A 24,990-nucleotide genomic window follows, 5' to 3' on the forward strand; every position below is an offset into this window, starting at 1 on the left:
TTCTTTCCCGCGTCAGGTCAGTAACCGCGCTCGAAATCCACTTCGCCGCGCAAGGCCTGCTTGGTCTGATACGCGCGCACGTTCTGCACGAACAGATCCACCATCATCCGTGGCGAGGTTGGCGCCGAGCTGTGCCCGGTCAACAGCAGGCCCCAGGCGGTCCAGAACGGGTGGCGTTGCGGCAGCGGTTCCTGGCGGCAGACGTCGATGACCGCGCCGGCCAGGTGCCCTTCCTTCAAGGCCTCGACCAGGTCGGCATCGACCACGGCCACACCGCGCCCGACATTGATAAACAAAGCGGTCGGCTTGAATTGCTTGAACAGTGCCGCGTCGTAGAGGTCATGGGTATTGGGCGTGTTGGGCAGCAGGTTGATCACATAATCCGCCTCCCCCACCAGGCGGCCCAACTGATCAGGCCCGGCCACTTCGATAAACGGCGCCTGTTCCCGAGCGGTGCTGGCGACGCCGTACAGCTTGACGCCAAACGGCACCAGGAACTCGGCCACGCGCTGGCCGATATCACCGGTGCCGACGATCAGCGCCGTGCGCCCCGCCAGGCTCTGGCCCATGCGGTTGTCCCACTTGCGCTCGACCTGGCTGACCAGGCGCGCCAGCACTTCGCGTTCATGGCCGAGCATGTAGGTGAGGACGAACTCCGCCATGACCTGGCCGAAAATGCCCACGGCGCGGGTCAGGCGATAGTCGCGCGGCAAGCCATCGGCCAGCAGCGGCGTAATGCCGGCCCAGGTCGACTGCAGCCACTGCGGGTGATGGCCTTGGCGCAGCAGGGTCGCCAGCAGGTCCGGCTGGCCCAGCCACACCGGGCAGTCGGCGGCCAGGCGCGACAGTTCGGCCGAATCGCCGCTGGTCAACACCTCAAGGTCAGGGGCCGCTTCGCTCAGCAACTGGGCGTAGAGCGGGTGATCCTGTTCAGCAATCAGAACACGCATGGTTCAAACCTTTCAAAAACAGTGCAGACGGCCGCCCGCTTCCCTACGGCCACCGCCCACTCATACGATTGCGTTGAATACGGTGCCCTGGACAGGGCACTGACCGATCACATCGGATCGTTGCGTCGCAACAGCTCTTCGGGCAAGTGCTCGATGTACTCGTCCTCGGCCGGCGGCATTTGCAGGTGGTAGCCCTGCTTGTCGAGGTTTTCCAGCACGACAATGATGTCTTCGCGCGACAGCTTGCGCTCCGGCGTCAGCACCATGTCGAAGGCGTGGTGCGGCTTGCCGAACGCAACCATCAACGGCTCCGGCACGCGCTCCAGAGCGTCGCTTTTCAGCACGTAGAGGTACATGCCGTCTTTTTTCAAGCTGCGATAGATGGAGCAGATACGTTTCAAGGCTGTTCTCCGGCAGTGGCCAGGCTGTCGAGCAGCGCCTGGCCCATCAACTCGCGGCGCCAGCCACGCAGCGAGTCTGGCAGTTTATAAGGCCCATCGGGGTAGCCACTTTTGACCAGGGCTTCGAGGGTTTTCTTGCGCAGCATCAGTTCCGGCGCCATGTCCAGGCGCTCGGCGAACGCCTGGCCGAGGGCGCGCAGTTCCTTGATCAGCGTGGCGGCGTCCACCGGCAGCGGTTCAGCCACGGCGGGCGGCCATTGGTCCATGGGCACGCTGCCGGCACGCTTGATCAGGTCCAGCAGGAACTGGCCGTCCTGACGCACGGTGCGCGGGTGCATGTCTTCGATTTTGCCCAGCGCGGCGAGGTTATCCGGCTGGGATTTGGCCAGGGGCCACAACGAGTGTTCGCGGATGATGCGGTTGCGTGGCAGGTCGCGGGCACGCGCTTGCTGCTCGCGCCAGGCACACAGCTCGCGCAATACGGCGAGTTGGGCACGGGACAATTTCCACGCCAGCTTGGCCTCGCGGTACACCTCGTACGGGTCGACTTCGCGGCGCAGGTTGGCCACCAGCTCGGCGCCGTCTTCCAGGACCCAGGCGTATTTGTCATCCGACAGTTGCGGGCGCAGGCGGATGTAGACCTCGGCCAGGTGCACCGCGTCTTCGGCGGCGTAGCTCACCTGGGTCTCGGACAAGGGGCGTTGCAGCCAGTCCGAGCGGGTCTCGCCCTTGGGCAGGTCGATGTCGAGCACGGCTTGCACCAGGCGCGAATAGCCCATGGAGAACCCGAGGTTCAGGTACGCCGCGGCCAATTGGGTGTCGAACAACGGCACCGGCAGGCTGCCGGTCAGGCGCAGCAACACTTCCAGGTCTTCGCTGCACGCGTGGACCACCTTGATCACCGCCGGGTTTTCCAGCAAGGCCGCCAGGGGTTGCCAATTGTCGATGGTCAGGGGGTCGATCAGGTAAGCACGCTGGCCATCGCCAATCTGGATCAGCCCGGCAATGGGATAAAAGGTATCGACCCGCATGAATTCGGTGTCGAGGGCGACGAATGGCAACTGCTGCCATTCGGCGCAATGCTGGCCGAGGCTATCGTTGTCGCAGATCCAGTGAATATCGATGGCCACACGGCTCTCCCTTGAAGAATGGCGCGCAGTATATATCGCGAAGGGGACTTGCGAGCACCCGCAGTGCACACGCAACCATGAAAACTCCGACAGGACGTGAAGAATAGTCCGACAGAATCGAATTATCCTTTCTTGCGCAGTACGTAGACCCGCCACAGGCTTGAGCCCGGCAGGAACTCCTGGTAGCTCAGGACTTTAAAGCCGGCCTCGCGGAACTCGCCCTCCACACGGTCACGGGAGGCCACTGACACGATCACCGTATCGCGACTGACCCGATGAAACTCGCTCAGCAATGCCAGGCGCGCTTCGCTGTTGGGTACATGGCGAAACAATTCCAGGCAGAAAATGCAATCCACCGCATTTGCCGACAACCCGATGGAAAACGCCGAACCCTGGAAGGTCTTGACCCGCTTGAGCAACGACGCCGGGTGATGGGTGCAGGCATGGTCGAGCATGCCCTGGGAGTTGTCCGAAGCCAGGATCACCCGGTTGACGTGCTCGGCCAGCACCGGCCAGAACCGCCCCGAGCCACAGGCCAGGTCAAGGATCAGGCCGGGCTCGCCAGCGACTTTCAGCGCCTGGCGCACCAACCACTGGTCGCGCCATGATGCCAGGCGCCGACGCAGCCCGGGCGGGCGCGTGTCGCCGCAGACCCTGGCATGCTCACGGTCGCAGCGTTCGGCGTATTCAATCTCGATCGAAGAAAGGGGTTGTGACGACATCACAGGCTCATATGAGTGAAACAGTAGTGAACGACCTTGATTCGCAGCTTACCCATCGCAACGTGAAAAAAAGGTCGAAGGCGCCACTACCGTCAATCCGGTCAGGCCTGATGCAGATACCAGCGCCAATCCTGCTCTCCCACCTCCCCCATGAACTGCCGGTACTCGGCGCGCTTCACCGCCAGGTACACCCCCAGAAACTCACGGCCAAACGCCTCCTGGGCCCAGCTTGAGCCTTCGAGTGCGCGCAGGGTGGTGAGCCAGTCGGTGGGTAGCAATTCCTGGGCCTGGGCGTAGCCGTTGCCTTCCACCGGGGCGCCGGGGTCGCGTTGTTCGCGGAGGCCACGGTGAATGCCAGCCAGGATCGCGGCAGCGGCCAGGTAGGGGTTGGCGTCGGCGCCGCAAATGCGGTGTTCGATATGCCGGGAGTGAGCCGGGCCGCCGGGGACGCGCAGGCTGACGGTGCGGTTATCCACGCCCCAGGTGGCGGCCAGGGGGGCATAGCTGTTGGTCTGGAAGCGGCGATAGGAGTTGGCGTTGGGGCAAAACATCAGCAGCGAATCGAGCAAGGTGCTGAGCATGCCGCCCACGGCGTGGCGCAGCAGCGGCGTACCGTCGGCGGCATCGCTGGCGAACAGGTTGTTGCCGTCGGCGTCGGCCAGGCTGACGTGCATGTGCATGCCGGTGCCCGCCAGGTCGTCGAATGGCTTGGCCATGAAGCAGGCCGTCATGCCGTGCTGATGGGCCACGCCCTTGACCAGGCGTTTGTAGCGCACCGCCTCGTCCATCGCTTGCAGGGCGTCGTAGCGATGCTCCAGGGTGATCTCCACCTGGCCCGGGGCGTATTCGGAAATCGCCGTGCGTGCCGGAATGCCTTGCAGCTTGCAAGCGCTGTAGAGGTCGGCCAGAAACGGTTCGATCTGCTCCAGCTCGCGCAGGCCGTAGACCTGGGTCGAGCGCGGCCGACCGCCATCCACATCCCGTGCAGGCTGCGGGCGGCCGTGGCTGTCGGGTTTCTGGTCGAGCAGGTAGAACTCCAGCTCTGCGGCCATCACCGGGTAGTAGCCGTCGGCCTTGAGCCCGTCGATCACCCTGGCCAGCAAATGCCGGGGGTCGGCCACGGTCGCGGGCAAACCTTCGGTGGGGTGCATGCTGACTTGCACCGCCGCCGTGGGAATCAGACGCCAGGGCATGGGTTGCAGACTGCCGCTGATCGGGTAGGCGCGACAGTCGATATCGCCGACGTCCCACACCAGGCCGGAATTTTCCACGTCATCGCCGTTGATGGTCAGGCCCAGGATCGTGCTGGGCAACGGGCGACCGCTTTCATACACCGCCAGCAGTTCGTCGCGATGCAATAACTTGCCGCGCGGCACACCGTTGTTGTCGAGGATAAACAGCTCGAACATCTCGATGTCCGGATGCTGTTCAAGGAAAGACTGGGCTTCGTGCAGGCAGGCAAACACACTCATGGGGTTTCTCATACGGTTGCGTCAGGCAGGCGCACGGGCGCCGCCGGGCAGATGCGCACACATGTGCGTCATCCATGGGGAGGGTCAGCGTAGGAGAGGGGTATCTGGTGGGCGCGCATGTCGGCAGTGGAACAGGGCCCAGAAAGCCAGTTCGGAGGGTAACGCCTCGACATCGGTCGGACCGCTCGGCGCACACGCGCCAGGCAAGGTCTCGAGGTAAGTGTCGGGGGAACCGTCCATGGGTGAATCACAGTGAGGGAGATGCCCGGCAGCGTCACATGCCTGCACAGGCGGTTAAATTCAGGCTTGACGGAGTTTGGTTGCGCGTTGGCTAAACATTCGCCCCCCTGCTGCGCGTCGCCCTGGAAGAGCGAGCTTGCCCGCGAAGGTCGTTAACGATCACGCCAGTAGCCAGGCTAAACTCAGCGCCCTTGAGTTCTTCGCGAGCCAGCTCGCGCCTACAAAAAAACGCCCCCGAGGACAAAGATCGCATGAAAGCTTCTCTAGCCCTGTGTGTACTGGCAAGCGTGACGACCAGCGCCCTGGCCGACACCCCCTCCTCGCGCCTCGACGACGTGCTCCAGCGCGGCACGCTGACCGTCTGCACCACCGGCGACTACAAGCCCTACACCTCATTGCGTGCCGATGGCGGGTATGAAGGCATTGATATCGCCATGGCCGAATCCCTGGCCAAGAGCCTCAATGCGCAGATCAAGTGGGTGCCTACCACCTGGAAAACCTTGATGCCGGACTTCCTCGCCCAACGTTGCGACATCGCCGTGGGTGGCATTTCGGTGTCGCTGGAACGCCAGAAAAAGGCCTTCTTCAGCCAGGCGCTCGGCGTAGACGGCAAGATTCCGCTGGTGCGCTGCGCGGACGTGCAGCGCTACCAGACCGTCGAGCAGATCAACCAACCCCAGGTCAGGGTGATCGAACCGGCAGGCGGCACCAACGAAGTGTTCGCCCGCGCCCACCTGGGCCAGGCGCAGATACGCCTGCATGACAACGTGACGATCTTCGACGAACTGCTCGCGGGCAAGGCTGACGTGATGATCACCGACGCCAGCGAAGCGCGTTACCAGCAGAAGCTCAAGCCCGGACTGTGCGCGGTCAACCCCGAGCGGCAGATGCAGTACAGCGAGAAAGCCTTCCTGCTGCCCCGCGATGATGTGGCGTGGAAGAGTTACGTCGACCAGTGGTTGCACCTGAGCGTGGCCACCGGGGTCTACGATGGCATCGTCAATCAATGGCTGGCGGCGCCCTGAGCCACAGCCGTCTAAGCTGTGGTCACATCAATAAGAATGAGGGATGGGTCATGAAGGGACTGCTGCGCATCACCTGGCTGCTGCTGTTGGGTATGAGCCAGGTGCACGCCACCACCACTCAGGATGAAGACGCGCATGCCGCCAAGGCCCTGCTGGAAAAAGCCTTGGCTTACTACCAGAGCAATGGCGACAAGGCCTTCGCAGCCTTCAGCCGCCAGGGTGAGTTTGTCGACCATGACCGCTACGTGTTCGTGGTCGACACCCAAGGCGTATTGCTGGCCAGCGGCGGGCCCTCCTCGGCCTTGATCGGTCGCGATGTGTCCGAGGTGCTGGGGCCGGATTTGCGCCAGTCGTTCAAGGACGCGCTCAAGGTGCCGGAAGGCCAGGGTATCCAGCAGGCCGACTACCGCTGGCAGAACTGGAACGACGGCAAGGTCGAGCACAAGCACGTGTTTTACCAACGCGTGGGCGAACGCATCGTGGCGGTGGGTTACTACCTGCCGCGGGCCACGCCGGAACAGGCCCGGGCCCTGCGGGACAAGGCAGTGACGGCGCTGGTCAAGGATGAAGCCGGCACGCTCAAGGCGATCAACTCGTTGCAGGGTGGCTTCCTGCAAGATGATCTCTACGTGTTCGTCGTGGACCTGAACACCCAGCGTTATGTCGCCCATGGCACCAACCTGCGACTGATCAACACCGACTTCAGCAAGATCAAGGACCCGGATGGCAAGCCGGTGGGCGAGCCGATCCTGAAGATGATGGCGGAGCAGGGCCAGGGTGAATACAAATACCGCTGGAAGAATCCGGTGACCAATAAGGTCGAACACAAGCATGCGTATGTGCGCAAGACCGGGCATTTCATGGTGGCGGTGGGTTACTACAGCCCCTGAGGGGACTTGGAATGCGATTCGCTGTAAGAAGTCCCGCTTGCCCCCTGTGGCTGTGGCAAGCGGGCTTGTTGTGGCGAGCGGGCTTGCCCCGCGTTGGGCTGCGAAGCAGCCCCAATACAGCAGAATGCGGTGTATCAGATATTGCCGGGGTGGTTGGTTTTGGGGCTGCTGCGCAGCCCAACGCGGGGCAAGCCCGCTCGCCACAACAAGCCCGCTGGCCACAACAACCCACTCACCACAAAAATCCGGCCGTTCAGGGAAAACTTTTAAGTCTTAATAAGAACTGACTTACCAGCTCCCACCCTTTTAACCACGCCCCGTCAGTCATTTAGCCTTGTCTTCACGACCACGCAACACCCGGTTCGGCATCGCAATCGCCGCCGCCAACCCCAGCAGCGACACCGCCGCACTGACCATCAGCAAATGCCGAAACGTCACGGCCAAGTCGCCGCGCAGGGCATCCTGCGCCGGGCCTGGAGCGGCGTTCAGGCCATCGAGCAGCACGTTGCCGGAGCTGCCCTCGACCATCAGCGCGCCACTGGCCAGGTGAGCGAAGCTCGAGTCCTGCAGCAGCGCCAGCAACAGCGCCGACATGCAGGCCACCCCCACCGCGCCTCCCAGGGAACGGAACAGGTTGGTGGTGCTGGTGGCAACACCGATATCATGCTGTTCCACCGAGTTCTGCGCCCCCACCAACGAGGTGGGGAACTGCATGCCCCCGGCGATCCCGCACAACAGCATGAACAGCGCTGTCACCCCCACCGCCTGGGGCGCGCTGAAAGCCATGCCGAGAATCGCCAAGGGGCTCAGCAACGCGCCGCTGACGATCATCGGTTTATAGCGGCCGGTCACCGAGGTCATGCGCCCGGCACAGTAGGCGCCTATCGGTAAGCCGATCGCCAGCGGCAGCAAGTGCAGGGCCGCGCTGTCAGCACCGGAACCGGTCACCGTCTGGAACCGCAGCGGCATCAGCACCGTCAGGGAAATGGCCTGGAAGCTGGTGAAGAAAATCGTGCACCAGCACAGCACCGCGCTGCGGTTGGCAAACAGGTGCATCGGCAGCAATGGCTCTGGCGCGCGGCGCTCATGCCAGACAAACACGCTCAACGCCAGCAGTGCACACGCCAGCAACCCCAGCACATCATCATCGCGCCACGGATGGCCTTGGCCGATTTCGGTGATGCCCAGCAACAACGCGGTCAAGCCGATGATCATCAGCACGGTGCCAAGGTAATCGATGATCGGCTTGCGTTGCGGCGACGGCAGCCCCACCAGGGTGCGATGGGCCACGTACCAGGCGCCGGCGCCCAAGGGCAGGTTGATCAGGAACACCCAACGCCACGACAGGTACTCCGTCATGTAGCCGCCCAACACCGGCCCGGCCACGCTGGCCACCGCGTACATGCTGCTGAAATAGCCCTGGTAGCGCCCGCGCTCGCGTGGCGGGATGATGTCGCCGATGATCGCCTGGCTCACCGAAATCATCCCGCCGGCGCCAATGCCCTGGAGAATCCGCGCCAGCACCAGTTGCTCCATGCTTTGCGCCATGCCGCAGAACAGCGACGCCAGCGTGAACAACCCCATGCCGATCAGCATCATCGGCCGACGCCCGTACAGGTCGCCGAGCTTGCCGTAGATCGGCACCGCCACGGTCATTGCCACCATGTAGCCGGAAATCACCCAGGCCAGCAGGTCAACGTCGTGGAACCGCGCGGAGATGGCCGGCATGGACACGGCGACAATGGTCTGGTCCAGGGCACCGAGGAAAATCGCCATCATCAACGAGACGAGAACACTGCGCACGGCGGGAACGGAGGGAGCGGGCTGATTGAGCTGGGTCACGGCAGAACCTTCGAGCAAGCCCCGCGGGAAAAGGCGGCCCGCGGGAATGCTGGATACGATAGCAGGCTATTCGATAGCTTCGTAAGGAAGTCCGACGTAATTTTCGGCGATGGTTCTGCGACCGGCTTGTGAACTGCTGAAGTAGGCCAGCTCGCTCTCGGCAATGCGCTGGCTGAACCCGTCCGCCTCGGGAAACTGATGCAGCATGGAGGTCATCCACCAGGAAAACCGCTCGGCCTTCCACACCCGCCGCAGGCAGATTGCCGAGTAGTTTTCCAGCAACTCCACCCGCCCCTCGCCATACACCTTGAGCAAAATGCGATACAGCGTGCTCACATCGCTCGCCGCCAGGTTCAGGCCCTTGGCCCCGGTGGGCGGCACGATATGGGCCGCGTCCCCGAGCAAGAACAGGCGTCCGTATTGCATCGGTTCCACCACGAAACTGCGCAGCGGCGCGATACTTTTCTCGATCGATGGCCCGGTCACCAACTGCTCGGCCAGGTGACTGGGCAGGCGGGTCTTGAGTTCATCCCAGAAACGCTCGTCCGACCATTCACCCAGGGGCTCGTCGGCGGGCACTTGCAGGTAATACCGGCTACGCGTCGGTGAGCGCATGCTGCACAGGGCAAAGCCGCGTGGATGCTTGGCGTACACCAGTTCAGCATGTACCGGCGGCGTATCGGCCAGGATACCCAGCCAGCCAAAGGGATAGACCCGCTCGAACACCTTCAACGATTCGGCCGGGATCGATTGGCGGGCGATGCCATGGTAGCCATCGCACCCGGCGATGTAATCGCACTCCAGGCGGAACGTCTCGCCCTGATGCTCGAAGGTCAGCCAGGGTCGATCACTTTTGAGGTCATGGGGCTGGACGTCACGGGCTTCGTAGAGGGTGATGGCACCGCCAGCGGCACGCGCTTCCATCAGGTCGCGGGTGACTTCGGTCTGGCCGTAGATCATCACCGACTGGCCGCCGGTGAGCGCCTTGAGGTCGATGTGGGTAAGCTGGCCATCAAGCGCCAGTTCGAAGCCATCATGGACCAACCCTTCGGCGTCCATTCGCTGGCTCACACCCGCCTCGCGCAGCAGGTCGACCATACCTTGTTCCAGCACCCCCGCACGGATGCGGCCCTGCACATAATCGGCGCTCTGGCGCTCAAGGATGAGGGTTTGGATACCGGCGTTATGCAGCAGTTGACCGAGTAGCAGTCCGGAGGGACCGGCGCCAATAATGGCGACTTGGGTTTTCAACGTTTTCATTATTTTTATGGCCCGCCAGCTTCACCCGAACGGATCAGGTGAAAGAGTTGTCATTGGTCTTGCTGCGAACATTTTTCACTTGAGTGCCCGCTATAAGAAGGTGAAAACTGCGTCAAAGTCTGCGCTTTTTGCCAATCGGTGCGATTACCGAACCACTATCCTGAGTATCGGATTGAAACCATGACCAAACCTGCCAGTTCCGCGATTCCGGTCTTCAAGCTTTACGGGGAAAGCCAGCAATGGCCGACGCCTGATTTGTTGCACTGCGAAACCATTTCTCGGCGCAGTCGGGAATACCAGTGGGAAATCCAGCCCCACCGGCATGCGGATCTGTGCCAGTTGCTGTACGTGCACCAAGGCCAGGCGCAACTGGAAATCGAAGGCCAGCGCACCACGCTCAACGAAGCGACCTTGCAGGTGCTGCCACCGCTGTGTGTGCATGGGTTTCGCTTTGCCGAAGACGTGAAAGGTTACGTGGTGACTTTGGCGGCGCCGCTGGTCAGCCACCTGCAAGCGCAACTGGGCGCGGCGGTGGACGGCTTGCAGATCCTGGGCAATTACCCGGCCAGCGAGGACAGCGACTACCTCAACAACCTGTTCGCCCGCCTGCAGGACGAATATGCCGATGAACAACCGGCCCGGGACATGATGATGCACGCCCTGGTCAGCGTGCTGCTGGTATGGATCAGTCGCCAGGCCATCCAGCGCCGCCACCCACGGGCACCACGGGGGCGTGAATACTTTCGGCGCTTTACCCAGTTGGTGGAGCAGCACTACCGCGAGCACCCGAAGATCGAAGACCTGGCTCACAAGCTGGGGATATCGGTCTCACACTTGAACGGCACCTGTCGGGAATTGGGCGGGCAGCCCGCGTTGCAGATCATGCATGACCGCCAATTGCTGGAGGCCAAGCGCCTGTTGACCTACACCAGCATGACGATCAATGAGATGTCGGAGGTATTGGGTTTTTCCGACCCGACCAACTTCTCCCGGCTGTTTCGCCGGCGTGTCGGGTTTTCGCCCAAGGCGTTTCGCGAGCAGCTCAAGTCCGAAACGGCACACACCTGACGCTGGCAGCTGGCTCGCTTACGCTGGGGGCGCGAAGCGTCCCCAATAACAGCCAGCCACACCGACTGCGCTTTTCAACGCAAGGCGCTGAAGCTACCGGTGTGCGGAACGCATTGATCCTGATGGCAACTGATCGCAAAGCTCGGCTGCATACGGGTTTGCTCGACGCGGTAGGCGGCAGTCCCGTACAGCGCCGTGGCCAATGCGCTGAGGGTAAAAATCATCAGGTATTTTCTGGTTTTTATGGTCATGGCCCTCACCTCTGAACAACATTGGAAGGTGCTGTTTAAAGCATAGGCCAGCCAGGGCAAGTTGCCATTATTGGACGCCATTCAACCGGCTGATGTTGCGTCAGAGCCCCTTGTCCCACGAAGGCTCTTCCGGAAACCTCTGCACCAGGAAATCCAGGAGGCTGCGCAACGCCGAGGGCATGTGTTTGCGCGAGGCATATACCGCGTAGATGTTCAGGTGTCGCGGTTCGGCCTCGGGCAACAGGCGTACCAGCTCGCCACGGCGGATATGATCGCCAGCCAGGTAGCTGGGCAACATCGCCACCCCCGCCCCGGCCAGCGTCACGCGTAACAACGTGCTGGCTTCGTTGGCGGTGATAGTGCCGTGCACCGGCACCGATACATGTTCGCCGTGTTCTTCGAAATGCCACAGGCTTTTGCCGAAGTACGAGTGGGTCAGGCAGTTGTGCCGGGCCAGGTCCTCGACTTTCTGCGGGGCCGGATGTTCGCGCAGATACGCCGGCGTGGCGCACACCACAGAACGGCAGATGGTCAGGCGCCGAGCGATCAGGTTGGGGTCCAGGTCATTGCTGGTGCGAATGGCCAGGTCGATGCGCTCGTCCACCAGGTTCACCGTGCGGTCGAGCATCTGCAGGTCGACGGTCACCAACGGGTAGCGCTGGACGTACTCGGCGATCGCTTCGGCCAGTTGCGCCTGGCCGAACGAGGTGCTCACACTCAGGCGCAGCAGGCCCCGGGGCGCGTCATCCGGCTCGCTGACGGCGGCCTGCATGTCGCTGCACAGTTCCAACAGCTGTCGGCAGCGCGGCAGGGTTTCACTCCCGGCCGCCGTCAGGCTGAGCTTGCGTGTGGTGCGGTGCAGCAAGCGCGCGCCGATCCAGTCTTCGAGTTCGGCCAGGTAGCGCGACACCACCGGGCGCGACAGGTCCAGATGGTCGGCCGCGGCAGACTGGCTGCCCAAATCCACCACCGTGACAAACACGCGCATTGCTTGAAGACGATCCATGATTTGCCCGATTTTAGAAACAAACTATGTCCCAGCATCGCATTTTTTGTTGGGTTTGGTGCAACTAAGCTCTGTGCATCCTTTACCGATGACTGGACTGCCCGATGCTCTCGACCCTCAAGCGCTTGACCCTGACCACCGCCGCCCTGGCCTTCGCCGCCCATGCTGCGGCGGCCGACCTGAGCCTCGACGTGTACAACCCCGGCGAGGCGGCGATCTTCCCCGTCAGCTCGGTGCTGGTCAGCGGTGCGAAAGACGCGATTCTCGTCGACGCGCAATTCGGCAAGGGCCAGGCCGAACAACTGGTGCAGAAAATCCGCGCCAGCGGCAAACACCTGACCACCATCTATATCAGCCATGGCGACCCGGACTACTACTTCGGCCTTGACACCCTGACCGCCGCGTTCCCCGACGCCCAGGTGGTCGCGCCACAACCGGTGGTCGACCATATCAACGCCACCGTGGCCGGCAAGCTGGCATTCTGGGGCCCGAAAATGGGCGCCGACAAGCCAGGCAAAACCGTCGTGCCGCAGGTGTTGAAAGGCCATAGCCTGAGCCTTGAAGGGCAGTCACTGCAGGTCATCGGCCTGGACGGCCCGCAGCCGGATCGCAGCTTTGTCTGGATTCCGTCGATCAAGGCCGTGGTCGGCGGTGTGGTCGTCGCCGACAACATCCACCTGTGGATGGCGGACACCCAAAGCGCACAATCCCACCAGGATTGGCTGGCCACCCTGCAACGCATCGAAGACCTGAAACCGCGCACGGTGATTCCGGGGCACTTCCTGGGTAACCCGTCGCTGAAGTCGGTGGCCTTCACCGCCGACTACATCAAGGCCTTCGACGCCGAGACTGCCAAGGCCAAGGATTCCGCCGCGCTGATCGCGGCGATGAAAAAGCGTTACCCGACCCTCGCCGACGAAAGCTCGCTGGACCTGAGCGCCAAGGTCGCCAAGGGCGAAATGAAGTGGTGAAGCGTTTCAAACCTTAACCGTACTGGAGAACGTCATGAGCAAGATCGCAATCATTGGAGCCACCGGCCGCGCCGGTAGCCAACTGCTGGAAGAAGCACTGCGTCGTGGGCACAGCGTCATCGCCCTGGCGCGCAACATCGACAAGCTGGCCGTGCGCCCTGGCGTCACAGTCAAACAAGTCGATGCACTGGATGCCGAAGCCTTGCAACAGGCCATCACGGGCAGCGACGTGGTCATCAGCGCGGCTCACTTCGCCACCCTGCCCGCCAGCGCCGTGATCGAGCCGGTGAAGAAAGCCGGGGTAAAACGCTTGCTGGTGGTGGGCGGTGCGGGTTCGCTGCTGTTGCCGGGTGGCGGTCGAGTGATCGACAGCGAGGGCTTCCCTGCCGAATACAAAGCCGAAGCCAGTGCCGGTGCGGCGTTCCTCGACGTGCTGCGCCAGGAAAAAGAGCTGGATTGGACGTTCCTGTCGCCGTCGGCCTTGTTCGATGGCACCGAACGCACCGGTAAATTCCGCCTGGGCCAGGACGACTTGCTGGTGAGCAGTGAGGGTACAAGCTCAATCAGCTTTGCCGACTACGCCATCGCGATGATTGACGAAGTGGAAACACCGAAGCACTCGCGCCAGCGCTTTACCGTCGGTTACTGAGACAACTCGGTCAAGGAATGTGGGAGGGGGCAAGCCCCCTCCCACATTGCCCTTCAGTGTTCTGGAAATTGTGCCTGGCTCACCAACCAATCCATCAGCGCCTCGAGCCCGGCCGACGGCACCGTTCCCGGTGGATACACCAGGTAATACCCCTTCCCCGTCGGCACCCGCAGTTCAAACGGCATCACCAACCGCCCCGCCTTGAGATCCTCGCCCATCAACGCACTGTCGCCCATCGCAACCCCGGAGCCCTGCGAGGCAACATTCATCGCCAAATCCAACGTCTCGAAATGATGCCCCTGGCTCAAATTGCTCAACCGTGTGTCCGCCGCCTTGAGCCACCTCGCCCAATCGCGCTCATCCCGCGTGGGGTGCAGCAACACCTGTTGCTGTAAATCCGCCGGGGTGTGCAAACCGGCGAGCAGCGCCGGTGCGCAGACCGGGGTGAGTTGCTCATCGAACAAATGCCGCGCTTCGGCCGATTGCTCGGCGATGGGCGCGTAGATCACCGCCGCATCGAATCGCTCCCGGCGAAAATCCACGGTGTAAGCCACGGTGGTGGTGAGCTCCACCGGCACATCCGGGCGCTCCCGTTGCCATTGCATCAAGCGCGGCAACAGCCAGCGCATCACGCAGGTGGACGCCTTGAGTTGCAGGGTCGCGCGGCGGCTGCCGATCTGCTCCACCGCATCCCCCAGCAGGCCAAACACCTGTTGCGCGCGCAGCGACCATTCGCGACCTTCGTCGGTCAGGCTCAGGCCGCGTGCCTGGCGCAGGAACAGCGCATAACCCAGGTGGCTTTCCAGCCCGGCGACCTGTCGGCTCACCGCGCCCTGGGTGATGTGCAGTTGCTCGGCAGCACGGGTGAAATTGCAGCACTGTGCAGTGACCCAGAAGGTATGCAACGCGGGCAGCGGCGGGAGGCGTTTCATAAGGGCTGAGCCATGACGTGGGGACATGGCTAGTATGACTTTTTATCGATTGTTACCGCTACGGGCCAACCGTTCCAATACCGCCTCGAATCCCCGACAAGAGCGACATCAATGGCGACCTGCGGCGAAGTATTGGTCCACCTCCTGGAACGCTACGGCGTAGAACAGGTGTTTGGTATCCCCGGCGTACATACCGTGGAGCTGTACCGCGGCCTGGCCCGCTCCAGCATCCGCCACGTGACCCCGCGTCATGAGCAAGGTGCCGGCTTTATGGCCGACGGTTATGCGCGCACCCGCGGCAAGCCGGGAGTGTGTTTCATCATCACCGGCCCCGGCATGACCAATATCACCACGGCCATGGGCCAGGCCTATGCCGACTCGATCCCGATGCTGGTGATTTCCAGCGTGCAATCGCGCAGCCAATTGGGCGGCGGGCGCGGCAAACTGCATGAACTGCCGAACCAGGGCGCAATGATGGCCGGCGTGGCGGCGTTCTCCCATACCCTGATGTCGGCGGCAGAATTGCCCGCGGTACTGGCGCGCGCGTTTGCACTGTTCCAGGCCGCTCGGCCGCGCCCGGTGCATATCGAAATTCCGTTGGATGTGTTGGTGGAAAACGCCGATGCGCTGCTGGGCACCGCGCCAGTCAGCATCGCGCGTGCCGGTGCGGCGCCGGCGGCGATCCGGCAGATGAGCCAGTTGCTCGCCGCCGCCCAACGCCCGTTGATCCTGGCCGGTGGTGGCGCCATCGATGCCGCCCCGGCATTGACCCGCCTGGCCGAAACCCTCGGCGCACCGGTCGCCCTGACGATCAACGCCAAGGGCATGCTGCCCGGCGCCCACCCGTTGTTGATCGGTTCCACGCAAAGCCTGGTGGCCACCCGCGCCCTGGTTGCCGAAGCCGATGTTGTGCTGGCCATCGGCACGGAGCTGGCGGAGACCGACTATGACGTCACCTTCGCCGGCGGCTTCGAGATCCCCGGCGCATTGCTGCGCATCGATATCGACCCCGACCAGACCGTGCGCAACTACCCGCCCCAGGTGGCCCTGGTGGCCGACGCACACATCGCCGCCGACGCCTTGCTGGCCGAACTCAACCGCCAACCCCTGCCGCATCGCCGCAACGACTGGGGCGCTCAACGCGTGACGCGGCTGTGGGCCGACCTGACGCCGACCTGGGACGCCGCCACCCGCGCGCAAAGCGTGTTTCTCAACACGGTCCTGCAAGCGCTGCCCGGCGCGGTGATCGTGGGTGACTCCACCCAACCGGTGTACAGCGGCAACCTGACCCTGAACCCCGACCACCCACGCCGCTGGTTCAATTCGTCCACCGGCTACGGCACCTTGGGCTACGCCCTCCCCGCCGCCATCGGCGCCTGGCTGGGGCGTGGCGATGGGCAGCCGGTGGTGTGCCTGATCGGCGACGGCGGGCTGCAATTCAGCCTGTCGGAACTGGCCAGCGCGGTGGAAGCGCGCACGCCGATTATCGTGCTGCTGTGGAATAACCAGGGCTATGAAGAAATCAAGAAATACATGCTCAACCGTGACATCGAGCCGGTCGGCGTAGACATCTACACCCCGGACTTCGTCGCCGTGGCCAAGGGGCTGGGCTGTGCCGCCGAACGCATCCAAGGCCCCGCCTCGCTGCGCATGGCCTTGCGCGCCGCGGCTGATCGCGAGGGGCCGACACTGATTGAAATCGACCAAGGGCTGTGGATGAACGAGGTGGCGGTATGAGTGCGGTATTGAACGGTGTGTATATCGATGGGGCGTGGCGCGCGGGCCATGAGGTGCTGGAGGTGATCAACCCGGCCACCGAGGCCTGCCTGGCGCAGGTCAGCGTGGGTGACGCGCGCGCCGTGACCCAGGCGGTCGACGCCGCCAGCGCGGCGTTTATCGACTGGGCGAAAACCACCGGGCGCGAGCGCGGCGCCCTGTTGCGCAAGGTCGCCCAGGGTGTCAGCGAGCAACGTGAACCCCTGATGCAGTTGCAGTCGAGCAACAACGGCAAGCCCCTGTTTGAAGCGGGGATCGATGTGGACGACGTGATCGCCACCTTCGAGTATTACGCCACTGTCGCCGAAGGGATGGATGCCGCGCAGGACTGTCCGGTGGCGTTGCCCAGCGATGCCTTCAGCGCCCGCCTGCGCCGCGAACCGTGCGGCGTGGTGGGGCTGATCGTGCCGTGGAATTTCCCGATGGTCACCACCGCCTGGAAACTCGCACCAGCCCTCGCCGCCGGCTGCTGCGTGGTGCTCAAGCCGTCGGAAGTCACCCCCTTGGCGGAGTTGCAACTGGCGCGAATCATTGCCGCCGCCGGCTTCCCTGCGGGTGTGTTCAACCTGGTCTGCGGCACCGGTTTGGCCGTGGGCGCGCCGCTGGCAGCAGACCGTCGCGTGGCCAAGATTTCCTTCACCGGCAGCAACGCCGTGGGCGTGCAGGTGATGCAACGCGCCGCCGAAACCATCAAGGGTGTGAGCCTGGAGTTGGGCGGTAAGTCCTCATTGCTGGTGCTGGCGGATGCCGACCTCGACCTGGCGGTGGAACTGGCCTGTGGCGGTGGTTTTTTCAACGCAGGGCAGATGTGTTCGGCCACCAGTCGCGTGCTGGTGGCGGACAGCCTGGCGGATGAATTCCTGCAACGTTTGCAGGCTCGGGCTGACAGCATTCGCGTGGCCGACCCGTTTGCCGAGGACGTGGAAATGGGCGCGCTGATCAACCGTGCGCAGTATCAGCGGGTGCTGGGGCATATCCAGCGCGGCGTTGAGGCTGGCGCGCGCTTGTTGTGTGGCGGTGAACGCCCGGCGAATCTGGCGAAGGGCTACTTCATTCGCCCGACGGTGTTTACCGACGTGCCATTGGACAGTGCGTTGTGGAACGAAGAAATCTTCGGCCCGGTGCTGTGTGTACGACCTTTTGCCACTGAGCAAGAGGCCATTGCCCTGGCCAACGACAGCGAGTTCGGCCTGGTGGCCAGCGTGGTCAGCCGTAGCGTCGAGACCACCGAGCGCGTGGCGAATGCCTTGCAGGCCGGGATGGTGTGGATCAACGCCCCGCAGGTGATCTTCCCGCAAACCGCGTGGGGTGGTTACAAGCAGAGCAGTATCGGCCGTGAGCTGGGCCCGTGGGGGCTGGCGACGTTTCAGGAGATCAAGCATGTGATTCGGTCTCACTGACGGCGCAGAGCAAACGGCAGCCCCTGTGGCGAGCGGGCTGTTGTGGCAAGCGAGCTTATTGTGGCGAGCGGGCTTGCCCCGCGTTGGGCTGCGCAGCAGCCCCAATACAGCAGAATGCGGTGTATCAGACGTTGCAGGGGCGGCTGGTTTTGGGGCTGCTGCGCAGCCCAACGCGGGGCAAGCCCGCTCGCCACAGGGGTTGCAGCGCTATGTCAAACAGGTAGTGGGCCTCTCACATTTTGATTGGCGGTGTGTCCGTTAACTGCAATTTTTAGATAGCCCCAGCGACTTTCTCATTTGCCCCCCTCCCCCATGCGTGGCCTGATTCGCCCTTGTTCCCACAAGGCAGGCCCATGGAAAACGTTCAGGCAAAACCCACCACCGCCGTTTGGCTGATGATCAGCGTGGTACTCGTCGCCCTTAACCTGCGCCCATCGATGGCCGCCGTGGGGCCGTTGTTGTCGTCGATTCGCGGCGAGGTGCCGTTGAGCTTCAGCAGTGCGGCGTTGCTGACCATGTTGCCGGTCATGGCCATGGGCCTGGCGATGTTTTTCGGCATGGGCCTGGCCAAGCGTTTTGGCGAGCATCGCAGCATTGTGCTGTCGCTGCTGGTGATTGGGTTGGCGACGGTGTCGCGGCTGTTCCTGGATTCGGCGCTCGAACTGATCGTCAGCGCCATCGCTGCCGGCGTGGGTATCGCGATGATCCAGGCGTTGATGCCGGCGCTGATCAAGTCGCGGTTCAGTGACAACGTTTCGCTGTTCATGGGCCTGTACGTCACCGCCATCATGGGCGGCGCGGCGCTGGCGGCGTCGTTCTCGCCGTTCGTGCAGGTACACACCGGCAGCTGGCGTATCGGCCTGGCCATCTGGGCGCTGCTCGCGCTGGTGGCCGTGGTGTTCTGGTGTGGGCAGCGCTCGGGCCTGGCGCCGTTGCCCCAGGCCAGCGGCGGCCCGCAGGAATCATTTTTCGGCAATGGTCGCGCCTGGTTGCTGGCGGTCTTTTTTGGCCTGGGCACCGCGTCCTACACCTGCGTGCTGGCGTGGTTGGCGCCGTACTACGTGGAGCAAGGCTGGAGTGAACAGCACGCCGGGTTGCTGCTGGGGTTCCTGACCGCCATGGAGGTGGTGTCCGGCCTGGTCACCCCGGCCATCGCCAACCGTCGCCAGGACAAACGCGGGGTGGTGGCCGTGTTGCTGGTGCTGATCATCCTCGGTTTCTGCGGCTTGATCATCAGCCCGCAACACCTCAGCCTGCTGTGGCCGTGCCTGCTGGGCCTGGGCATTGGCGGGCTGTTCCCGATGAGCCTGATCCTGTCGTTGGACCACCTCGACAACCCCCGCCGCGCCGGCGGCCTCACCGCGTTTGTGCAAGGCATTGGCTACCTGATCGCCGGCCTGTCCCCCCTGATCGCCGGAATGATCCGCGATCAACTGGGCAGCTTCGAATGGGCCTGGTGGTCGCTGACGGCAGTGATCGTGGTGATGCTGCTGATCGTCACGCGCTTCAACCCCAAGCAGTACGCACAACATATTCGCTGAGGTCGTGTTGCAAACAGTATTTGTCCCACACGAAATATAGAAACGACCTACAGAGCTTTCTATTGGTACGTCCGTTCCGTTAAGCTTTTGCCCTCGTCGCGCGCTGCCACAGTGCCAAGGCTTACCGGATGGAATGGATGCTAAACAGTAACTTGCTCAGAAAGCTTGATATGCAGGACTTGATGGTGTTTATCGCCGTCTACGACCAGAGCAGCGTTACCGAGGTGTCAGAAACGCTGTTCGTCAGCCAGTCCACCGTGAGCTACAGCTTGAAAAAGCTGCGCACCAGCTTCGAAGACGAGCTGTTTATCAACACGCGGGCGGGCATGCGTCCGACGTACAAGGCCACCACCATGTACGGCCATGTGCAGAAGATCCTCGAGAGCATCAACCTGTGCCACGCCGGTGGCCAGGCCTTCGACCCGACGCAGAAGGCGGTGACCTTCAATGTCTGTGCCCCGGAATATTTCGAACAACTGATCCTGCCGCGCCTGTTGAAAAACTTCGACCAGGCCGACCTGCCGGTGATCGTCAATGTGCAGAAGCTGGAAGCCGATATCCCCGCCGATGACCTGCGCGAAGGCCGCCTCGACCTGGTGATCTGCTTCGGCCCGCACTTTCATCGCGCCCACAAGGACTTCAAGACCCAGATGCTGCTGGAGGACGACCTGGTGTGCGTTTTCGACAAATGCGCGGCGCCCCGGGAGTCGACGTTCAGCCTGCAATCCTTCGTCGAACGACGCCATGTGTTCCCCACGCCGTGGACCTCCGACACCAACATGATCGACGGCTGGCTGGCGCGCCAGGCCCACAAGCGCCAGGTGATCGCCCGGGCCAACAGCTACAGCGCCGCCTTGAAGATGATCACCGGCACCGACTTTATCGTCACCCTGCCGCGCCGCGTGCAGAAGCTGCTGGCACAGCCGGAGGTGTTCGGCCATTGCGAGGCGCCCAACGGGTTGCCGGGGTTCACCCTGGATATGCAATGGAATGAAAGCAGTGGGCAGGACAGCGCCAATACCTGGTTCAGGGAACAGGTGGTGAAGGTGTGCGCGGACCAGGGATTACTCTAACCCCCTGTGGGGGGGTTAGCCGATAGCGACTTTGCTGTAGGAATCGCGATCCATGTCGACCAGCTGCACGCTGAGCTGAACCTGTATATCCGCCGGCCAGTCGCCCAGATCCTGCAATGCGGTCAGCAGGCTTTGCGACAATTGCTGCTTGACCTGCGGCGACCGCCCGCTGAGCAGCGACAGCTTCACCGCGACGAAACCGCGCGGGCTGAGGGAGGTACCCACCTGAAAACTCTCGACCTTCACGGCGCGGCTTTTGATATCGAACTCGGAACCGAACTGCCCGGACGCCATCAGCACATTGTTGAGCCGCAACAGGGTCTTCTCGACGGCCAGGTTGGTCAGGTTGGCGGTGTATTCCAGGTTCAGGTGTGGCATGGATGACTCCGAGTCATTCGTAGGAAGGTTCGTAGATATACCACGGATAAAAGCCTCAGGCCTTCTTCCCCAGGCCGCGATCACTCATGAACGCCTCCAGCCGCGAACGCACCCAACGCTCGGCCGGGTCGGTGTCCACATGGCTGAGCCAGACCATGGACAAGTCCAGGGTCGGCGTCTCGAACGGGAACGGCTCACAGAACAGGTTGCCGGACACGGCCATGGCTTCGGCGGTGTAGTCCGGCAGGCTGGCGATCAGGTCAGTACCGGCCAGCAGTGCAGGCAGCGCGCTGTATTGCGGCACCGACAGCACCACATGGCGCTTGCGGCCGATTTCCGCCAGCCACTCATCGGCGAACCCCGACACGTTGGCGGTGTGGGACACCAGCACATGGGGCCGCGCGCAATATTCATCGAGGGTCAGCGGCCTGTCAGAAGCGTCGGCACGCAGCAGGCGTGGGCGGATATGGCGCAGCAGCTTGCGCTTGGCGTTGGCCGGCAGGCCACGGGTCTGGGTGATGCCGACGGTGATATCGCCGGAGGCCAGCAGGTCGGGGATACGCCAGTAGTCCACGTGCTGCACCACGAACACCACCATCGGCGCTTCCTGGCGCAAGGCACGCAGCAACGGCGGCAACAGGCCGAACTCCACATCATCGGACAGGCCGATGCGAAAGGTCATGGTGCTGATGGATGGGTCGAAATCATGGGTCAGGCTCAGGGCCGAAGACAGTGAATCCAGGGCCGGTGACAGATGCTGGATGATCTCCTCGGCGCGGGCCGTGGGCTCCATGCGGTGGCCGACACGAATGAACAGGGGGTCGTTGAACAAGGTCCGCAGACGGTTAAGCGCCGAACTGATGGTCGGCTGGCCGAGAAACAGCTTCTCCGCCACCCTCGTCACATTGCGCTCGAGCATCAGTGCTTCGAAGACCACCATCAGGTTGATGTCGGCCTTGCGTAATTCATTGCGATTCATCGGCGCCTGCCCTTTCCCCACGACAAGCCGCAGTTTAGAAAGCTCGAGGAGCTGCGTCTATGCGCGCACTGTTCATCCTGGGGCTTTGGGACTATAAATCAGCAGTCCAGGGTCACAGGAATACTGTCGTGCTGTTCATTTTCGCCTTAAGCGTCCTGGTCAGCGGGGTTTTGCTGTGGGCCATCAAGTTCATCGCCCACCCCACTGCCAGGACATTGCTGCGCGTGTTCGTCGGTTTATGCCTGGCAGCCGTGGTGGCTTACCTGGTACTCGCTTCGGGGTTTCCGACCTCATTGCTCGTCTGATACACCTCCTGGCCCTGACGCAAACGCAGCGCAGCCAGCGCGGCGACCACCAGCACCACGGCGATCACCTTCAAACCGTTCATCGCGTTGCCGGTACTCATCTCGATCGCCCCCATCACCGAAGGCCCGACAAACCCGCCCAGCAGGCCACAGGCATTGACGAACCCGAGGCCACCGGCCAGCGCCACGCCCTTGAGCCGCGACGCCGGGTAGAGAAACACGATCGACTGCACCACGAAAAACATCACCGCCGACAGGCAGAAGCCCAACAGGCTGAAGACCGGCCCCGACACCGACGCAATGCCCAGGCCCAGCGCCATGGTCAGCAACCCCGTGACCAACAGTCGACGACAACGCCCCGGCGTGGTGGCAAACCGCGGGATCAGTACCGCGCCGAGTGCCGCCGCGATCCACGGCAACGAGGTCAGCAGGCCGACGCTCATGGTGCTCAGTTCACCGTATTTACTGATGATGCTCGGCAGGAAAAAGATCACGGTGTAGACGGTGATCTGATGGCAAAAATACACAAAGATCGCCAGCAGGATTTGTGGGGTCAGCCAGTTTTTCAACGAGTGCCCGCCTTCGCCGGCGCCCTCTTCCGTTTCTTGGGCAATACGCTGTTCGATCCCGCGCGCCTCGTCCGCCGTCAACCACGGGGCCTTGCTCGGACGGTCCGGCAACTTGCGCCATACCACCCAGGCAAATGCCACCGCCGGTAAGCCTTCGAGCAGGAACATCCACTGCCAGCCGTGCCAGCCGAGCAGGCCGTCCATGCGCATCAACGCCGCGCCCACCGGGCCGCCGATGATGTTGGCAAAGCACACGCCGAGCAGGAAATAGCCAGTGGCCCGCGCCCGCTGTTCACGGTTGAACCAGTACGTCAGATAGAGCATGACGCCGGGAAACAAACCGGCTTCGGCGATGCCCAGCAGCAGGCGCAACACGTAGAACGAGGTCTCGCCCTGCACAAACGCCATGGCCGCCGAGATCAGGCCCCAGGTCACCATGATGCGGGCGATCCAGAACCGCGCGCCGACTTTGTGCATGATCAGGTTGCTGGGGATTTCCGACAGGGCATACGTGAGGAAAAACAGCCCCGCCCCCAGCCCGTAGGCCGCGGCGGAAATGCCCAGGTCGACGTCCAGGTGGTGCTTGGCCAGGGCGATGTTGGTGCGGTCGAGGAAACTCAGGATGTAGGCGATGATCAGCAAGGGCATCAGCTTGGCGAACATCAGCTTGTTCAGCGCCTGCGGTTCGCGGGCCGGGGTGGCGGTAGTCATCGGGCAGTTCCTCCTGGCGCCCCGCCAGCCTGGCTGGGGGGCGCATCAATGTTGTTCTAGGGTTGAAGTTGCACGGCCATGGCCCGCGGGCGATGGGAAAACAGTTGCAGCACAGCACCGCCCAGGGCGCAGCCGGCCATCACGAAGAAACACACGGTGTAGCCATGCAAGGTGGTCCAGCCGCCGCCCATGGCGATCAGGCTGCCCATCAGCACCGGCGCCAGGCCACCGCCGATAAACATCGCCGTGGTGATGATGCCGTTGGCGGTGGAGGTTGCCGACGACTCGGCCGAGTCACAGGCCACTGCGTAGTAGATCGGCCACACCGCGTTGGCCACCAGGCCGAACAGCAGTTGCACGACGATGATCAGGGTCAGGGTGTTGGCGAAGTAAAACGCGCCGACACTCGCCGCCATCCACAGCCCGCAGATGATCAGGGTGGTACGGCGGCCGATGATGTCCGACAGCGACGGCCACACCAGTTGCCCGAGAATGCCGGTGAGCGTGAACACCACGCTCATCCCCGCCGACTCCGCCAGCGACAGCCCGGCGATGTTGTAGAGGTAGGCCGGCAGCACGATGTTGACGCCCATGTACACCACCTGCGTGAGCATCGTGTTACCCGCCGTCAGGGCGATGTTGCGATTGCGCAAGGTGGCGACAAAGGTGCGCCAGGCATCACCCTTGATCTGGCTGGCCGGGGTGTTGTCCGGTGGGGTCATGCCTTTGGCGGCGATGTCGACGTACAGCGCGGTGATGCGCTCGGCAGTGGAATATCGCGCCCAAAAGATCATCAGCGGCAGCGCGACCACGAAAGCGAAGAAGAACACGTAGCGCCAGTTGTCCTCGCCAAACACCGTGATGACAAAGCTGGCGACGATGCCACTGAGCATCGCGCCGATCGGGTAACCGGTGTGGTGCGCGCCCAGGGCAAACCCGCGCCGCTCCACCGGCCACCATTCGGCGGTGTTGCTCACGCCGACCGGCTCGCCCCAGCCGGCGCCAAGGTTGACGCCGACACGCAGGGCGATAAACGTCGCGAGGTTGCCGCTCAAGGCTTTGAAGCCCGACAGAAACGAAATCGCCGTGTAGCCGAGCACCAACGGCACCTGGAACCGCGCACGTTTCCAACCACCGCCGTAGCGGTCGCTCCACATCGAACCGGGGATATCCAGCAAGGCCAGCGCGAGCATGACCACCGTGGCCACGGTGCCCCACTGATCAGCCGACAAATCGAAATGCTTGGAGATGGTCGGCCCCAGCCGCAACACGATCTCACGGTCGTAGGCGTTGAGGATCCAGATCATCCAGCAGACCAGCAGCGACACCCAGGAATGCCGGTGAATGCTGCGCAGCGACGCTTTTTTTAAAGTTGCCATGGGCCTCTCCAGGCGCGCGAGGGCGCGCACTGACACAAGGTTGCGGAAGGAAGGTGCCTGGTTGAAAAAA

Annotated in this window: 24 protein-coding genes; 10 read left to right on the plus strand and 14 right to left on the minus strand. The window is 63.0% G+C overall.

Translation table 11 applies throughout. The features are described from left to right. Positions 1–17 precede the first annotated feature (17 nt). The 5 genes from A7317_RS06970 to A7317_RS06990 form a co-directional block, all read right to left on the minus strand. Complete coding sequence (locus A7317_RS06970) at positions 18–950, minus strand: D-2-hydroxyacid dehydrogenase (RefSeq protein WP_069075443.1); 933 nt, start codon at positions 948–950, stop codon at positions 18–20. Between the two features lie 107 nt (positions 951–1,057). After that, positions 1,058–1,351: a YcgL domain-containing protein gene (locus tag A7317_RS06975; protein WP_024074045.1), complete on the minus strand. Its 294-nt coding sequence runs from the start codon at positions 1,349–1,351 to the stop codon at positions 1,058–1,060. Further along, entirely contained in the window at positions 1,348–2,481 is a 1,134-nt protein-coding gene (rnd, locus tag A7317_RS06980) for a ribonuclease D (RefSeq protein WP_069075444.1), read from the minus strand. Before rnd ends, A7317_RS06975 begins: the two co-directional genes overlap by 4 nt. A gap of 122 nt (positions 2,482–2,603) precedes the next feature. Beyond that, positions 2,604–3,203 carry a class I SAM-dependent methyltransferase gene (locus tag A7317_RS06985; protein WP_024074043.1) on the minus strand — a complete coding sequence of 200 codons (600 nt, stop codon included), beginning with the start codon at positions 3,201–3,203 and terminating at the stop codon, positions 2,604–2,606. Positions 3,204–3,304: 101 nt separating this feature from the next. Then, positions 3,305–4,675 (minus strand): glutamine synthetase family protein, encoded by a 1,371-nt coding sequence (locus A7317_RS06990; protein WP_069075445.1) that lies wholly within the window; start codon positions 4,673–4,675, stop codon positions 3,305–3,307. 491 nt (positions 4,676–5,166) lie between these two features. Here A7317_RS06990 and A7317_RS06995 point away from each other — a divergent pair, with 491 nt between their 5' ends. Together A7317_RS06995 and A7317_RS07000 are read left to right on the plus strand one after the other, a co-directional pair. Further along, positions 5,167–5,940 (plus strand): transporter substrate-binding domain-containing protein, encoded by a 774-nt coding sequence (locus tag A7317_RS06995; protein ID WP_024074041.1) that lies wholly within the window; start codon positions 5,167–5,169, stop codon positions 5,938–5,940. Positions 5,941–5,990: 50 nt separating this feature from the next. Continuing rightward, on the plus strand, positions 5,991–6,830 hold the full coding sequence (locus A7317_RS07000) for a cache domain-containing protein (protein ID WP_024074040.1): 840 nt from the start codon (positions 5,991–5,993) through the stop codon (positions 6,828–6,830). 324 nt (positions 6,831–7,154) lie between these two features. On the opposite strand, the gene A7317_RS07005 is transcribed toward A7317_RS07000, so the two are convergent. Continuing rightward, on the minus strand, positions 7,155–8,672 hold the full coding sequence (locus tag A7317_RS07005) for an MDR family MFS transporter (protein WP_069075446.1): 1,518 nt from the start codon (positions 8,670–8,672) through the stop codon (positions 7,155–7,157). Between the two features lie 66 nt (positions 8,673–8,738). Beyond that, the gene (gene pobA / locus A7317_RS07010; protein ID WP_172831376.1) at positions 8,739–9,923 is read right to left on the minus strand and encodes a 4-hydroxybenzoate 3-monooxygenase; all 1,185 of its coding nucleotides are present in this window, start codon (positions 9,921–9,923) and stop codon (positions 8,739–8,741) included. Positions 9,924–10,112: 189 nt separating this feature from the next. Between pobA and A7317_RS07015 the strand changes: the two genes are divergently transcribed. After that, the gene (locus tag A7317_RS07015) at positions 10,113–11,000 is read left to right on the plus strand and encodes a helix-turn-helix domain-containing protein (protein ID WP_024074037.1); all 888 of its coding nucleotides are present in this window, start codon (positions 10,113–10,115) and stop codon (positions 10,998–11,000) included. 74 nt (positions 11,001–11,074) lie between these two features. On the opposite strand, the gene A7317_RS30815 is transcribed toward A7317_RS07015, so the two are convergent. Both A7317_RS30815 and A7317_RS07020 read right to left on the minus strand, forming a co-directional pair. Beyond that, entirely contained in the window at positions 11,075–11,251 is a 177-nt protein-coding gene (locus A7317_RS30815; protein ID WP_168232272.1) for a hypothetical protein, read from the minus strand. 100 nt (positions 11,252–11,351) lie between these two features. Continuing rightward, positions 11,352–12,257, minus strand: coding sequence for a LysR family transcriptional regulator (locus A7317_RS07020; protein ID WP_024074035.1), 906 nt, complete (start codon positions 12,255–12,257; stop codon positions 11,352–11,354). A 104-nt stretch (positions 12,258–12,361) separates the two neighbouring features. Here A7317_RS07020 and A7317_RS07025 point away from each other — a divergent pair, with 104 nt between their 5' ends. Continuing rightward, positions 12,362–13,228, plus strand: a complete 867-nt coding sequence (locus A7317_RS07025) for an MBL fold metallo-hydrolase (protein WP_024074034.1) — start codon at positions 12,362–12,364, stop codon at positions 13,226–13,228. Positions 13,229–13,262: 34 nt separating this feature from the next. Next, positions 13,263–13,877 (plus strand): NAD(P)-dependent oxidoreductase, encoded by a 615-nt coding sequence (locus tag A7317_RS07030; protein WP_069075447.1) that lies wholly within the window; start codon positions 13,263–13,265, stop codon positions 13,875–13,877. Between the two features lie 53 nt (positions 13,878–13,930). On the opposite strand, the gene A7317_RS07035 is transcribed toward A7317_RS07030, so the two are convergent. Next, on the minus strand, positions 13,931–14,809 hold the full coding sequence (locus A7317_RS07035; protein ID WP_024074032.1) for a LysR substrate-binding domain-containing protein: 879 nt from the start codon (positions 14,807–14,809) through the stop codon (positions 13,931–13,933). Between the two features lie 111 nt (positions 14,810–14,920). Here A7317_RS07035 and A7317_RS07040 point away from each other — a divergent pair, with 111 nt between their 5' ends. The 4 genes from A7317_RS07040 to A7317_RS07055 all read left to right on the plus strand — a co-directional run bounded on the left by A7317_RS07040 (position 14,921) and on the right by A7317_RS07055 (position 20,599). Beyond that, positions 14,921–16,546 carry a 5-guanidino-2-oxopentanoate decarboxylase gene (locus A7317_RS07040; protein ID WP_069075448.1) on the plus strand — a complete coding sequence of 542 codons (1,626 nt, stop codon included), beginning with the start codon at positions 14,921–14,923 and terminating at the stop codon, positions 16,544–16,546. Continuing rightward, a complete protein-coding gene (locus A7317_RS07045) occupies positions 16,543–17,985 on the plus strand; it encodes an aldehyde dehydrogenase family protein (protein WP_069075449.1) in 1,443 nt (480 codons plus the stop codon). Before A7317_RS07040 ends, A7317_RS07045 begins: the two co-directional genes overlap by 4 nt. A gap of 353 nt (positions 17,986–18,338) precedes the next feature. Continuing rightward, positions 18,339–19,526, plus strand: a complete 1,188-nt coding sequence (locus A7317_RS07050; RefSeq protein WP_024074029.1) for a cyanate transporter — start codon at positions 18,339–18,341, stop codon at positions 19,524–19,526. A 137-nt stretch (positions 19,527–19,663) separates the two neighbouring features. Continuing rightward, positions 19,664–20,599 carry a LysR family transcriptional regulator gene (locus A7317_RS07055; RefSeq protein ID WP_041161118.1) on the plus strand — a complete coding sequence of 312 codons (936 nt, stop codon included), beginning with the start codon at positions 19,664–19,666 and terminating at the stop codon, positions 20,597–20,599. 15 nt (positions 20,600–20,614) lie between these two features. Here the strand turns inward: A7317_RS07055 and A7317_RS07060 are convergent, their stop codons facing one another. Both A7317_RS07060 and A7317_RS07065 read right to left on the minus strand, forming a co-directional pair. Beyond that, positions 20,615–20,977 (minus strand): 5-carboxymethyl-2-hydroxymuconate Delta-isomerase, encoded by a 363-nt coding sequence (locus A7317_RS07060; protein WP_024074027.1) that lies wholly within the window; start codon positions 20,975–20,977, stop codon positions 20,615–20,617. 55 nt (positions 20,978–21,032) lie between these two features. Then, on the minus strand, positions 21,033–21,956 hold the full coding sequence (locus A7317_RS07065; protein ID WP_024074026.1) for a LysR substrate-binding domain-containing protein: 924 nt from the start codon (positions 21,954–21,956) through the stop codon (positions 21,033–21,035). Positions 21,957–22,015: 59 nt separating this feature from the next. Here A7317_RS07065 and A7317_RS07070 point away from each other — a divergent pair, with 59 nt between their 5' ends. Next, the gene (locus A7317_RS07070; RefSeq protein ID WP_069075450.1) at positions 22,016–22,261 is read left to right on the plus strand and encodes a hypothetical protein; all 246 of its coding nucleotides are present in this window, start codon (positions 22,016–22,018) and stop codon (positions 22,259–22,261) included. Here A7317_RS07070 and A7317_RS07075 read toward each other — a convergent pair. After that, positions 22,216–23,541 carry an MFS transporter gene (locus A7317_RS07075; protein ID WP_024074025.1) on the minus strand — a complete coding sequence of 442 codons (1,326 nt, stop codon included), beginning with the start codon at positions 23,539–23,541 and terminating at the stop codon, positions 22,216–22,218. The two genes, A7317_RS07070 and A7317_RS07075, sit on opposite strands and share 46 nt — an antisense overlap. A gap of 56 nt (positions 23,542–23,597) precedes the next feature. After that, positions 23,598–24,920: an MFS transporter gene (locus A7317_RS07080; RefSeq protein ID WP_024074024.1), complete on the minus strand. Its 1,323-nt coding sequence runs from the start codon at positions 24,918–24,920 to the stop codon at positions 23,598–23,600. Positions 24,921–24,990 lie beyond the last annotated feature (70 nt).

This window comes from Pseudomonas fluorescens (assembly GCF_001708445.1).
Classification (GTDB): domain Bacteria; phylum Pseudomonadota; class Gammaproteobacteria; order Pseudomonadales; family Pseudomonadaceae; genus Aquipseudomonas; species Aquipseudomonas gorinensis.